At 46.5% G+C, this 14,098-nt stretch carries 12 protein-coding genes; 3 read left to right on the forward strand and 9 right to left on the reverse strand.

What is annotated here, in order from left to right; translation table 11 throughout:
- Window positions 1-211: 211 nt before the first annotated feature.
- The 9 genes from BBB58_RS10015 to adhE all read right to left on the reverse strand — a co-directional run bounded on the left by BBB58_RS10015 (window position 212) and on the right by adhE (window position 10,889).
- Window positions 212-814 (reverse strand): VOC family protein, encoded by a 603-nt coding sequence (locus BBB58_RS10015; RefSeq protein WP_074037083.1) that lies wholly within the window; start codon window positions 812-814, stop codon window positions 212-214.
- Window positions 815-838: 24 nt separating this feature from the next.
- Window positions 839-1,303: a VOC family protein gene (locus BBB58_RS10020; RefSeq protein WP_074037084.1), complete on the reverse strand. Its 465-nt coding sequence runs from the start codon at window positions 1,301-1,303 to the stop codon at window positions 839-841.
- A 255-nt stretch (window positions 1,304-1,558) separates the two neighbouring features.
- Complete coding sequence (locus BBB58_RS10025) at window positions 1,559-2,080, reverse strand: GNAT family N-acetyltransferase (RefSeq protein WP_074037085.1); 522 nt, start codon at window positions 2,078-2,080, stop codon at window positions 1,559-1,561.
- Window positions 2,081-2,221: 141 nt separating this feature from the next.
- A complete protein-coding gene (locus BBB58_RS10030; protein ID WP_074037086.1) occupies window positions 2,222-4,132 on the reverse strand; it encodes a PTS fructose transporter subunit IIABC in 1,911 nt (636 codons plus the stop codon).
- Window positions 4,129-5,058, reverse strand: a complete 930-nt coding sequence (pfkB, locus tag BBB58_RS10035; protein WP_074037087.1) for a 1-phosphofructokinase — start codon at window positions 5,056-5,058, stop codon at window positions 4,129-4,131. Before pfkB ends, BBB58_RS10030 begins: the two co-directional genes overlap by 4 nt.
- Complete coding sequence (locus BBB58_RS10040) at window positions 5,055-5,798, reverse strand: DeoR/GlpR family DNA-binding transcription regulator (RefSeq protein ID WP_074037088.1); 744 nt, start codon at window positions 5,796-5,798, stop codon at window positions 5,055-5,057. The genes pfkB and BBB58_RS10040 overlap by 4 nt, the downstream gene beginning before the upstream one ends.
- Before the next feature lie 135 nt (window positions 5,799-5,933).
- A complete protein-coding gene (locus tag BBB58_RS10045; RefSeq protein ID WP_074037089.1) occupies window positions 5,934-6,848 on the reverse strand; it encodes an alpha/beta hydrolase in 915 nt (304 codons plus the stop codon).
- A gap of 84 nt (window positions 6,849-6,932) precedes the next feature.
- The gene (locus tag BBB58_RS10050) at window positions 6,933-8,117 is read right to left on the reverse strand and encodes a zinc-binding metallopeptidase family protein (protein WP_074037090.1); all 1,185 of its coding nucleotides are present in this window, start codon (window positions 8,115-8,117) and stop codon (window positions 6,933-6,935) included.
- Window positions 8,118-8,297: 180 nt separating this feature from the next.
- Window positions 8,298-10,889: a bifunctional acetaldehyde-CoA/alcohol dehydrogenase gene (gene adhE, locus BBB58_RS10055; RefSeq protein WP_074037091.1), complete on the reverse strand. Its 2,592-nt coding sequence runs from the start codon at window positions 10,887-10,889 to the stop codon at window positions 8,298-8,300.
- A 388-nt stretch (window positions 10,890-11,277) separates the two neighbouring features.
- Between adhE and BBB58_RS10060 the strand changes: the two genes are divergently transcribed.
- The 3 genes from BBB58_RS10060 to BBB58_RS10070 all read left to right on the forward strand — a co-directional run bounded on the left by BBB58_RS10060 (window position 11,278) and on the right by BBB58_RS10070 (window position 13,981).
- Entirely contained in the window at window positions 11,278-11,724 is a 447-nt protein-coding gene (locus BBB58_RS10060) for a MarR family winged helix-turn-helix transcriptional regulator (protein WP_012726207.1), read from the forward strand.
- Between the two features lie 80 nt (window positions 11,725-11,804).
- Entirely contained in the window at window positions 11,805-12,518 is a 714-nt protein-coding gene (locus BBB58_RS10065; protein ID WP_012726206.1) for a YebC/PmpR family DNA-binding transcriptional regulator, read from the forward strand.
- Between the two features lie 143 nt (window positions 12,519-12,661).
- Window positions 12,662-13,981, forward strand: a complete 1,320-nt coding sequence (locus BBB58_RS10070) for a Na+/H+ antiporter family protein (RefSeq protein ID WP_074037092.1) — start codon at window positions 12,662-12,664, stop codon at window positions 13,979-13,981.
- Window positions 13,982-14,098: the final 117 nt, after the last annotated feature.

Genomic DNA, 14,098 nt, shown 5'->3' on the forward strand with positions numbered 1-14,098 from the left:
TGGTCCGCCGTGCCCATGAGAATGAGCTGTTTTCCTTTAGAACTTTTTGTTCAATTCAGTATAGAAGAGATTGGTTAATTGAACAACAGTATTCCATTTTGATTCAAAGAGACATTTCTTAGTACTCTTTGTAAGACTGATTGAACATAAATGATTTCTTGATCAATATCTATCACTTTTTCTGCCCCTTTAAAGAATTATTATCTATTAATCATTTTGAAAGGATGATTTGAATACCGTTCGGATCAGTTGAACTGATCGTACAATCACTCATCAGGTTTACATGCGTCAACTGTGTGTGATCCGATTCAGTTGCTACGATTTGCGGGACAGGACAATTGAATAATTGTTGCAAAACCTCTTCAAGACCTGCCGTTTTCGTTTCAATATTTAATTGGTGGATGCGACTCTCAGAACGTGATTGAATAGCATCGAAATGGTCCTGAAGTTCGATTCGAAATCCGTATGGTGTATGGATGAACGTTCTTCGTTCATTTGACTGAACCGTCAATCCTATTTCCTCTGCTCGTTCTAACACATCCACTTTTTCCTCTTCAGTTACTAAAAAACCAATATGATCAAACATCACTTTCTTTCCGTAACCGAATGTGATATTCGTCGCTCCCCGCTTCATTTCTATGATTCTAAACTGAATAGATTGGTCCCTAAAGTCGTCCCAATCGAGAGGTGGGGCAAAAGATTCGAATTCTCCATCTTTCTTTCCGATTCGTTGGGACACTTGAAATCCTAGACTCGCATAAAATTTCTCCGTTTCTTCGACATGTGGTGTCCATAGATGATAATGGAATAGCATATTCTCTCTCCTTTATTGAATCAATTATGTACATTCTTTATTTTTTAACCACTCTTCGTACGGAATCACATTAGCAGTTTCATCTGCGTTTGTTCCTATCAACGTGATGAGTTCAAGCGAATTTCCGTCCGGGTCTTCAAAGTAGATGGCCGCATGCTCGTACGGGGCATTCGGAAGGACGAGTGGTTGCTGTTCAGGTGTCATCTTGAACGCAGTACGAATTTCAATTCCCTGATCCTCAAGCCATGCTTTAATCGCATCCAAATCCTGCTCCTCGATTCGAAAAGCGATGTGTCGGATTGATGGATGATACGTTAAATCGACTCGATCAGATTTCCATAGCCCAATCCAGCTCTCCCCTTTCATAATCCACAGGAAAGCCAATTTCTCATTTTGGAATGCCAACTCTAATCCTAATTTCTCATAAAATCGAATTGATTCAGTTAAATCACTCACCGGCAAGTGCGCCTCGTATATTCCTTTAATCATTCACCGTATCCTCGTTTCTACATTTATATTCATCCATATTTGTCCTTACTAGACATAGATTTATTGACAAGTTCCCATTGTAAAATTATTATAGATAATTCCATTATAGAACTAGAGAGGATGGAACGGTGAAAATATCCCGTGGGAATTTACGTTGTTGGCTGCAAAGCTGAATCAATCTTGAATGAAAAAATCGGTTAAAGCTCATACATTAGACACAAAAAAAGACCGTAGATCATTCTACAGTCTCAAAGCTTAGGCTCCCATGATGGAGTCATGACGGGTCGTTTCCCATCCATACGCCACTTCTCGAAGCATCAATTCACCAAACTCTCGATCTTTTTGGTCGATGATCTGCCCTTGTTTTCGCTCATAAAATGTACGGAACGGATTCATCTCAAGTGCCCAGATCAAGAGCCCTGCCTCACACATCGATTGCACGGCATGTTCAAGGAGAGCGGACCCGATTCCGTTCCCTTGATGGTTCTCTAAAATATAAATGGCATATACTTCATTCGTGTGGTCTGGGTACTCTCCTGTCCGTTCTTCTCCGTATAGGATGAAGCCCACAATCTCGTCCTCGACAATCGCCACAAAGCCGGCTACTTCTTGCCGACGAAGGGCGGTCCGCAAACGTTCTGCCCATTCGATGGAACCGGACGAAACTTTCAATAAATACTCAGTCGGCACGATTCCCCGATAGGTCGTACGCCATCCGTTCACACGCACTCTCGCAATCCCATACACATCATCTGGTTTGGCGACCCGAATGTCCAATGTGACCCCCTCCTCACCCGAAGCTTTACAAATAGTTTACCACAAATCCCCAACTTACAATCCGAGATTATGTGAAAATTGAACGGACATCCACAACAAAAAAGACGTCACCTTTAGATAAAGGAAACGTCTTTTCTCACGTTATGCAACTTCTTTAGATTGGACTGGTGTAGATGTTGTTAACGGTTTTTTCAAGAACGAGAGGAGCAATGCTCCGACCACAGCACCTGCCAAGATGGCGAGTGCATAGAGGCCCATACTTACCGCGACGTTTCCAGCTCCTTCAAGAAGTGGGAAGACGAAGATTCCTCCGTGTGGCGCAGGTAATTGAATCGTGAAGAATGCGGATAAACCGCCTGCGATGGCAGAACCGAGAATCGCTGATGGAAGAACGCGAATCGGGTCCGCAGCTGCGAATGGGATTGCCGCTTCCGTGATGAACGAAGCTCCCATAATATATGCTGTTTTTCCTGCTTCGCGCTCTTGTTTCGAGAACTTTTGACGAGCGAAGACAGTTGATGCGAGTGCGACGAGGAGTGGTGGTACCATCCCTCCAGCCATGACGGCTGCCATGACTTCTTGGTTACCCGCTGTGAGTGCTGCCGTTCCGAAGACGTATGCTGTCTTGTTGATCGGACCACCCATATCGACTGCCATCATCCCACCGACGATGACTCCTAAAAGGATAGCGTTTGCGCCGCTCATACTGTTCAACGTATCCATCAACCATGTCATAAGTGCAGCAATCGGTTCATTGACGACGAGCAACATGACCATACCTGAGATAAATGATCCAAGTAAAGGATATAAGAGGACCGGTTTGATTCCTTCAAGTGAAGCTGGCAACTTCGCAAGTGCCTTTTTCAAGAAGAGGTCGACATAACCTGCCAAGAAACCAGCGATGAGACCACCGAGGAATCCGGCGTTCCCTTGACTTGCAAGTACCCCTGCCACGAGACCTGGTGCGAGACCTGGGCGATCGGCAATCGACATCGCGATGAAACCGGCGAGAATCGGAACGAGGAAGCCGAATGCAGCTCCACCGATCGTCATCAACTGTGCTGCAAATTCATTGTAAGACGGGTCATCCGGGTTAGCAGAGTTGATGCCCCAGAAGAAGCTGATGGCAATCAAGAGACCACCTGCGACAACGAGTGGAAGCATCGCAGATACCCCGCTCATCAAGTGTTTGTACACGCCTGTACGTTGCTCTTTCGAAGCGCCACCTGATGTTTTCGAAGCCTCATATACCGGCGCATCTTGTTTCACCGCACGATTGATGAGTTCTTCAGGTTTCCGAATCCCTTGTGCGACCGGAACTTCGATGACTCGTTTACCAGCGAAACGATCCATTTCAACAGCTTTGTCCGCTGCGACGATGATCGCTGTTGCCCGGTCGATATCCGCACGTGTCAATTCATTTTTTACGCCAGTCGATCCGTTCGTTTCGACTTTAATATCGACGCCCATCGCTTCCGCTTTTTGTTTCAAGCTTTCTGCCGCCATATACGTATGAGCGATGCCTGTCGGGCAAGCCGTGACCGCCAAAATGAACGGTGCATCTTCATTCGTCGGTTTGACGACTTCTGGCTTCGCTTCTGCCAATTCTTTTTCTTCGATGGCACGGATGACATCGCTTTCAGAAGTTGCTGCATAGAGACGTTCTTGGAATGCAGGGTCCATCAAGTAAACTGAAAGTTTAGAAAGTGTTTCAAGGTGTTCATTATTCGCATTTTCTCCTGCCGCAATCATGAAGAAGAGGCGACTCGGTTGTCCATCTAACGCTTCGTAGTCGACGCCTTCCGAGCGACCGAACGCGATTGCTGGCGTTTTGACCGCACTCGTCTTCGCGTGAGGGATGGCAATCCCTTCTCCAAGGCCAGTCGTGCTCTCGCTTTCACGTTTTAGAATCGCATCGCGATAACCGTTGCGGTCCGATAGCTTACCAGCGCGATCGAGGACATCGACAAGTTCTTCGATGACCTCACGCTTAGAATTCGCGCTTAGATTCAATTGAATCGTGTCGCGTTGGAGCAAGTCCGTGATTTTCATGTTGTTTCCTCCATTCGTTTCAGTGGTGTGAGTTGTACTTGATCGATCAAGCGATCAATCTCTTGCTTTGAACATAAGCCGAACGTATAAGCAGATGCGCTCCCTGTCGTGACCGCGTATCGAAATGCTTCTTGTTCACCTTTTTCTTTCACATTTGCGACAAATCCGGCGACGAGTGAGTCTCCTGCACCAACCGAGTTCACGAGTTTCCCGACCGGTGTGTTCGCTGTGACGGCTCCGTCCTTGTTAACGAGTAGCGCCCCGTCTCCCGCAAAGGAGATGATAACGTTTTTCGCCCCGCGTTTGACGAGCTGTTCGGCATAAGGTAGAGCTTGTTCAAACGTTTCAATCTCGGTATCAAACAATTCACCTAATTCATGGTGATTCGGTTTGATCATGAGTGGTTCAAGCGTGAGCACTTCGAGCATGGCGTCTTTCGTTGTATCGACGACAAATTCAGCACCTTTTTCGCGAATCGATTCGGCAATGGTCCGATATAGCGAGTCTGGTAGGTTGCTCGGGATACTACCCGCGAGGACGACAATATCACCTTCTTGAACTTGGTCGAACTTGGCCTTCAACTGTTCGAGCTCACCATCCGTGATATTCGGTCCGCTCGCATTCAATTCTGTTTCCTCTTTCGCTCGAATCTTGACGTTGATCCGGGTGTTCCCGTTCACCTCTACGAAATCGGTGTGTACACCGTGATCGACAAGTGACTTTTTAATGAAGTCACCGGTCGTCCCACCGATGAAACCAAGTGCCTTCGTTTCTTGTGCATATTCCCGAAGAACGATGGAGACGTTGATTCCTTTACCGCCTGCGCGCTCCGTCGTCTCTTCGATTCGGTTCACTTCTCCTAGATGTACTTCAGGTAATGTTACGTAGTAATCAATAGAAGGGTTGAGTGTTAACGTGTAAATCATTTCGCATTCACCACCTTTGTGATTGTTTGGATGGAACTCATTGACTCACTGCTTGACGTGATCAACTGTGCGGCATCTAACGTCGCGACTCGGCTGAACGTTCGTTTCCCGATCTTCGATGCGTCCGCGAGTACGAACGAGGTTTGTGCCAATTCGATTGCCGTTTTTTTGACAAGCGCTTCTTCTGGGTCCGGGGTCGTGTAACCCGCTTCAAGGTCGATTCCATTCATTCCGAGAAAGGCGAGGTCGACACGATAATTCATCATGCTCTCGCGTGCGTTATACCCAACCAATGCCTGGGTGGAACGCTTTAATTCTCCGCCAATCACAAACGTCTTAATATCAAGATCAAATAATTCATTCGCAATCGGTAGACTGTTTGTGACGACGACAATCTTTTTCCCTTCTAATAACGGAACCATCGCCTGAGTGGTTGTACCGGCATCTAAATAAATCGACATCCCGTCTTCGATGAACGTTGCGGCCTTCCGTGCAATCGCAACTTTTTCATCTACGAACCGGTCTCGCTTTTCTTCAAATGTTGGTTCCTCATCTGGAGTCGCAATGAGCGTTGCGCCTCCGTGAACCCTTGCCAGATACCCTTCCGCTTCGAGGTCCGTCAAATCTCGACGAATCGTCGACTCGGATGAATCCGTTAAATCAACCAATTCTTTTAATTTGACGACCTTCTGTTCAGATAAGCGTTGCAAAATCAACTGATGTCGTTGTTTCGTTAACATCTTGTTCCCTCCATACGTCTAATATAAAGCGTTTTCATTATAAAAACAACTAAAATCATTCAAAAACATTCAGTTTCATTCAATTTGTCACAATTATAACATAAAAAACGGTCAATATATGACCGTTTTTCGAGTTTATGACTGTTTTTTTAACCATTCATCCAATTCTTGAACGAGTTTTGGATGAATCGGCGCATCTATTGCTTCTCGATACTCTTTGTGCAGCATGAGAAGCGAATGGGGTGACTCCCGTGTCACGAGAAGATGATTCATATCATCAATGATCGATGAGGTGACCTCCCCTTTTGTTTGAATCATATGGACGTGCTCTGGTGGGACTTGCACATCACGCCCCCCGGTAATCGCAAGAACCGGGACGGTCACATGCTCCAATCGCTCTCGGACGTCATAGGATGCATGTTCTCGAATCCATTTCGCATTTACGACTTGACCTCGATATTTGAAAGACGAGACGTTCGTCCGTAAAGAACGCTCTAACAAATCGTCCTGTCGCTGCCTAACTTTTTTGGCAACGCCCGTCAACCGGTAGAAGAGACCTTTTATCCCTTTCACATGTTCGATGTCTTTAGCGAGTGCATCTGCTTGGTATAAGAACATCTGCTTGGACGATTCATGGAAACCGGAAAGTAAGATGAGTCCATCAGCCTTCGTCTCAAGTTGAACGGCAGGAGCAAGAACGGCCCCTTCACTATGACCAAGTAGATATAAGCGATTCACATCAGCCAGTTGTCGAATGGTGCGCACGACAAGAATCGCATCGTTAATCAAATCATGTAAACCGACTTTATTGAAGTCCCCATCGGACTTGCCAATCCCTTGTTTGTCATATCGGAACACGTTGTATCCGCGGTCGTACAACGCTTCTGCCAACTTGGCATACGTATTAAAACCGACACCACCCATATTGCCGTCACGGTCACTCGGCCCACTTCCGCTCAACATGACGATTGTCGCCCGGGGCTCCTCATGGGAAAGAAAAGTTCCTGCAATCGTTCCGTATGCTGTCGTAATCGTCATCTCTTGTTTCATCGTATCGCCTCCATTACTATCATACCCGAAACTGTCATACAAAAAAATACGTCGCCGTCAAATGAGACGGCGACATCTATGAGGTCAGTGAGTTAGCCAATCGTGTAACCAATCAACCGCATCCGTTAACCCACCTTCCGACAGGCGTTCGAACGTATCCTTCTCGGTGAACACATGCCAACTTCCTTCTAATGAGTCACTCAACATCAGATAAGGAATTCCCGCTTCATCGTAAGCGTCACCCGGTGAACTTGCCAACGAGCGCACTTCTAAATCAGAGAATGGCGCCTGTTCTAGTACTGGGTAGGATTTCATTCCTTTGGTCCGAACGTATAACGGACCGTCACCAGTCCCAAGAATATCGAGCATGACGACCGTTTTCACTTTTGCTTTTTGTCTCGTTAGCCTTTCAAGGAAATCGTCACTCGCTTCTCTGGAGTCACCGTTTCCATTCAAAAAGACATATCGAATCGTATAGTACGGTGTTTCGTTGTCCATCATCTGTATGAGGTGGTATAAGACCGAAGAGGGACCGACGGAAGACAAATAATGGGCCCCGTGCCAGGAAGAATCGAGTCGTGACATGAGAACAATCTCTTGATCCGTCTTGCCTTTTTGGACAAATTCTACATACGGGATTTCTTCATTATAGGGCTTGACTTGAATCGTTTCCCCGTCCTTCAGTTGTTCAGCTGTATCCAAGTCTACCCCTGTACCATTTAACGGCATATAGGATGACGTGAAAACGAAACCCGTCTCATATGGGTCGTCTTCAAAAGGGGTGATCAGGTATCCTGCAGCTCCCTTAGATGCGAGCTCTGACAAGTACGCGTTCGCTTCCTGGTCATTCAAAACCTCACCTGCGTAATCGACGGTATACGCATCCTCGATGCTGTCATATGAAAACTTTGTTGTCGGTAAGACGACCACTTTCTCTTTCACGTCCGGAATGTCTTGTCCCCACGTCATATGTAGAATCGTACCTTTGAACGGTTGATCAAACGTCATCGATGAAAACCCCTCATACATTTCGTCCCCCATTTCAATCTCAGTCCAGCCGGTTATCCGTTCTGTGTAAAGGAGGTTTCGGTCCATGTCGATGGGTAATTCGGTTCCGAATGATTCAAAAAAGTCGGCACTCTCCCAACTATCCGCATTTCGATCGACTGATGAAATATATTCAGCGGTCTCGAGCGGCGTCGGATGGATTGGATTGAAGAAAAGAAAAACTGTCGCGATTGAACGCAACAAACTAATCAATATGAACATTACACGATCCCCATTCATCAATAAATTACTATATATACCATTTTTATTATATACAGCTATTTATCGTCTGACTATTCAATTTTTTATCAATTTAAATATAATTTTAGAATCCGAATATCATATTCCGATCACAAGAAAAGCCCGTTCGAGTTGAACGGGCCCACTTGTAAATGTTGATCCTTATACGCCTTCGTATGCTGCGTACATGATTTCTTTTAATTCTTCAACGAGCGGCATTTTCGGGTTCGCCGTTGTACATTGGTCTTCGAATGCGTCGACCGCCATCTTGTCAATCTTCGCATCAAGTTCTGCTTTCTTGATGCCTTGCGCCTTGAACGAAAGTTTGATGTTCAAGCGTTGACCGAGCTCGATGATCGCTTGGACGAGTGACTCGACACCTTCAGCTGTCGTGCTTGCTGGAAGACCGAGGTAACGTGCGATTTCTGCGTAACGTTCGTCAGCGATGAATGACTCATATTTCGGGAACGCCGCAAGTTTCGATGGGCGTGTCGCGTTGTAACGGATGACGTGTGGCATGAGGATTGCGTTCGTACGACCGTGTGGTACGTGGAACTCCCCACCGATTTTGTGAGCGATCGAGTGGTTGATACCGAGGAACGCGTTCGCAAATGCCATACCCGCCATCGTTGAAGCATTGTGTACTTTCTGACGAGCTTCAGCGTCGCTACCGTTTTCATACGCTTTTGGTAGATAGTCGAAAATCATCTTAATGGCGCGGAGGCAAAGTCCGTCTGTGTAATCATTCGCCATGACAGAAACATATGCTTCGATTGCGTGTGTCATGACGTCCATTCCTGTATCAGCCGTGATTGAAGCTGGGACGGTCATGACGAACTCTGGGTCGACGATGGCGACATCTGGTGTGATTGCATAGTCAGCAATCGGATACTTCACGTTACGTTTTTTGTCAGTTTTTACAGTGAACGGTGTCACTTCAGAACCTGTACCAGACGTTGTCGGGATGGCGATAAACATTGACTTGTTACCTAATGTCGGGAACTTGTACGTCCGTTTACGGATATCCATGAATTTCTGGCGTAGGTTAGAGAATTTCTCTTCTGGACGTTCGTAGAAAAGCCACATGCCTTTCGCAGCATCCATCGGTGAACCACCACCAAGTGCGATAATCATGTCTGGTTGGAAGTGACGCATCGCTTCGGCACCGCTCATGACTGTTTCAACAGATGGATCAGGCTCGACCTGGTCAAAGATGCGGTACTCGACGCCAGCAGGCAAGTTTTTGATGACTTTGTCAGCGAATCCGAGTTTGACCATCATTTCATCTGTGACGATCATCGCCCGTTTCTTCGTTGTGAGCGATTGAAGGTATTGTACTGAGTTTTTCTCGAAATAGATTTTTTCAGGTATTTTGAACCATTGCATATTCACGCGACGTCTCGCCACCTTTTTCACGTTGAGTAGATGTTTCGCCGTCACGTTTTCTGAGACGGAGTTTTTACCATAAGACCCACAACCGAGCGTGAGGGATGGTGTCATTTCGTTGTAAAGGTCACCGATTCCACCGTGTGCTGAAGGCGAGTTGACGATGATACGGCAAGCTTTCATACGGAGACCGAATTCAAGGATGGCATCGTCATCTGTTGAGTGGATGACCGCTGTGTGACCGAGACCACCAATCTCAAGCATTTTTTCAGCGATTGCGAATCCTTCTTCACGTGATTGAACTTTATACGCACCGAGAACCGGGCTTAATTTTTCGTGAGAGAGTAGTTCTGTTGCGCCAACTGTTTCGAGTTCTGCAATCAAGATTTTCGTATCAGCCGGTACTTTGAGACCTGCCTGTTCAGCGATCCATGCTGCCGGCTTCCCGACGATTTCAGGGTTGACCGCACATGTATCTGTCCGAATGACGAGCGTTTCAAGTTTTGCTTTTTCTTCTGGTGAGCAGAAGTAGCAACCGAGTGACGTCATCTCTGCTTTCACTTCTTCATATACTTCTTGATCGACGATGATCGCTTGTTCAGAAGCACAGATCATACCGTTGTCGAACGTTTTTGAAAGGATGACGTCTGAGATGGCGCGTTTCACTTTTGCAGTCTTATCGATATATGCTGGTACGTTACCAGGTCCGACACCGAGAGCCGGTTTACCAGTCGAGTAAGCGGATTTGACCATTGCCGCCCCACCCGTCGCAAGGACCATAGCCACGCCAGGGTGGTTCATGAGTGCTTTCGTCGCATCGAGTGATGGAACTTCAACCCATTGAATCAAGTTTTCAGGAGCACCTGCCGCCACTGCTGCGTCACGAAGGACACGGGCCGCTTCACTTGAACATTGTTGCGCTGATGGATGGAACGCGAAGATGATCGGGTTACGTGTCTTGATGGCGATGATTGCTTTGAACATCGTTGTCGATGTCGGATTTGTGACCGGTGTGACACCAGCGACGACACCAACTGGCTCCGCGATGTATGTGATTCCGTTTTGAACGTCATCTTCAAGGACGCCGACCGTTTTCTCACCACGGAGTGAGTTATAGATATATTCTGTCGCAAAGATGTTTTTGATCATCTTGTCTTCAAAGACACCGCGACCTGTTTCTGTATGTGCTAATTTCGCGAGTGCGACGTGTTGCTCAAGTCCTGCAAGCGCCATCGCCTGTACGATATGGTCGATTTTCTCCTGGTCGAACGTCATCAACGTATCGAGTGCTTTATGCGCACTGGCTACGAGCGTGTCCACCATTTGTTCTGCCGTTGTTTCCACTTTTGCTTTCTCTTTGACTGCCATGTTAGGTTCCTCCTCATAAGTGAGAGCTTTTAATGAACATATTGACTTGATGGAAGCACATTATGATGACTGTTTTTTAGAGATTGTGCTTTCCTTCACATTCATAGAATACAATGTTTTTCAGGTTTTGTGGGTGACAACAATGTGAACTCTTTCACAATATTTTTTTATTTATTTTTGATAGCTCTTGATTTTTGTTTGCGTCCTCAGTAAAATCGAATGCGTTTTCATGAAAATATATCAAACCTTTAATGTAAACGCTTACATATTTTGTGTCGATTCAATCTCTACTATGATGTATCAATCATCACATCAACCCGTTTTTAGGTTCAACTTCACCTAACTCGTGTATAATGAAAATAGAACCTAACTAGGAAGTGAATCTATTATGCCGAAACAAGATGCAGCGGACCAGTTTGTCAAACTGATTCCTTTAATTCGTCGTAAATTGTTACGTCGATCTGATTTTCCTCAAATTCCAAACCTGAACTTCTCTCATTTCCATCTATTGATGTTGATTGAGGACGAGGGGGCTGTCACGAATGGACGAATCAGTGAGACACTCTCCATCGCGCCACCGAACGTTACCCCGCTCATCACGAAATTATTGAACGAAGGGTATATTACGCGGGTGCCAGACGAGCGGGATCGCCGCGTGATTTGGAATCAACTGACCGAGAAAGGTGAACGGATCTTACTTGAGCGCAGAGACTCATTCCGTAGACTATTCGAGGAACGTCTCGCCTTTTTGAATGAGGACGAAACTGACCGACTCATTGAGAGTTTGAAGACACTTACAGAGATTGTCGAGAAGATGGACAAAGGTGACGAGTAAAACTTTTCTCGTCAATTCCCACAACTTCTTATATAATCTGTAATGAATCTACGTACAAATGGAAAGAGAGATGACATGTAATGGGTCGTAAATGGAACAACATTAAAGAGAAGAAGGCGTCAAAAGATGCGAACACGAGTCGCGTCTATGCGAAGTTCGGTCGCGAGATTTATGTGGCCGCCCGTCAAGGGGAACCTGATCCTGAGTTGAACCAGTCATTAAAATTCGTTGTGGAGCGTGCGAAGACGTATAACGTGCCCCGGGCAATCATCGATCGTGCCATCGACAAAGCCAAAGGTGGCGATGAGGAAAATTTCGATGAGCTTCGATATGAAGGGTTTGGTCCGAATGGTTCGATGGTCATCGTCGATACATTGACGAATAACGTCAACCGTACGGCTTCAGAAGTTCGTGCCGCGTTCGGTAAAAACGGAGGCAACATGGGAGTCAGTGGCTCGGTCGCATATATGTTCGATGCAACTGCCGTCATCGGTGTCAATGAAATGTCGGCAGATGACGTCCTCGAACTCATGATGGAACATGACCTTGATGTGCGTGATGTTATCGAGGAAGACGAGACGGTCATCGTCTATGCCGAGCCAGAAGCGTTCCACGCCGTTCAAACTGCATTCAAGGCTGCCGGTGTAGAAGAGTTTGCCGTTGCGGAATTGACGATGCTCCCGCAGAACGAAGTGTCACTCGATGACGCTTCGCAAGAACAGTTTGAAAAACTAATCGATGTGCTCGAAGACTTGGAAGATGTGCGCCAAGTGTATCATAACGTCGAGATGTAACACTTAAGCGATAACTTTCACGAGTTATCGCTTTTTTTCTTTTTCGATTTGACAAGGGTCACATCATATGTTAAATTTCAAAAAGTCTTTATCATATTAAAGTGATACCAAGAGAAAGAAAACGCGAAAGGTGTTGGATCGATATGAACGCAGTATTACTTGCAGTCATCGTCTTATTTGCGCTCGCCATCAGCCGAGTGCACATTGTATTATCATTAATCTTAGCGGCGCTTGTCGGAGGGCTTGTTGGAGGACTTGGGTTCAACGATACGTTGACCGCCTTCAGTGACGGTCTTGGTGGTGGAGCGAGCATCGCACTCAGCTACGCACTCCTCGGTGCATTCGCTGTCGGGTTATCTAAAACTGGGCTTCCGGACGTCTTAGCTGGAAAATTGATTTCAATGTCAGGTCGTGACGTGTCAGGAAAACGTGTGATGGTTGTCAAAGCATTCCTGTTGTCACTCATCTTATTGTTATCCATCAGCTCTCAAAACGTGCTTCCGATACACATCGCCTTTATCCCGATTGTGATTCCGCCGTTACTCGTGCTGTTCAATGAGTTGAATGTAGACCGTCGTCTCGTAGCGACCATTTTGACGTTCGGTCTTGTGACACCATATATGCTGTTACCTGTCGGGTTTGGTGGGATCTACTTGAATGAGATTCTCATCGCGAATGTCGAAGCGAACGGATTGACTGTCGGAGACGTCAACATCATCTCAATCATGGGAATCCCGGCATTGGGGATGGTCGTCGGATTGATAGCTGCGTTCATTCACTACCGTAAACCGAGAACGTATGAAACGATCGCACTCGGACCAACTGATTATGAAGTACGTCAAATGAGTGGTTTGAAGATGATCATGACACTCGCAGTCGTTCTCATCGTGTTGATTGTTCAGTTGCAGACCGAGTCGATGATCGCCTCTGCGGTGACTGGTCTGATCTTACTCTCAATCTTCCGCCTGATTCCATGGTCTGAGGCAGATGATATCTTCACAAGCGGCATGCGCATGATGGCATTCATCGGGTTCGTCATGATCGCTGCAAGTGGATTCGCTGCCGTCATCCGCGAGACAGGTGCGATCGAACCACTCGTCAACGGAGCGAGCGATTTAATGGGTGACTCTAAACTCATTGCCGCTCTCGTCATGTTGCTCGTCGGCCTTGTCATCACGCTCGGAATCGGTTCAAGTTTCTCGACCGTTCCAATCATTGCTGCGATTTTCGTCCCGCTCTGTGTACAATACGGGTTCTCAGTCGAGGCGACCATCGCCATCATCGGGACTGCAGGAGCGCTTGGGGACGCAGGTAGCCCAGCGAGTGACTCGACACTCGGACCTACGAGTGGATTGAACGCTGACGGTCAACACGATCACTTGCGTGAAACGGTTTGGCCAACGTTCTTACACTACAATATTCCACTCATCATCTTCGGTGTGATTGCCGCGATGGTGCTTTGATCATTTTTTCCGTCGTGATTAAATGGTTGCTAATAAAATGAGGATGAGAATAAACCAGATTCCCGTATACATGAGGATTTCGGTGAACATAAAATTCCTCCTAAACAAAAGATAAGG

Origin of the sequence: Exiguobacterium profundum, assembly GCF_001909285.1 — a bacterium.
Taxonomy (GTDB): Bacteria; Bacillota; Bacilli; order Exiguobacteriales; family Exiguobacteriaceae; genus Exiguobacterium; species Exiguobacterium profundum.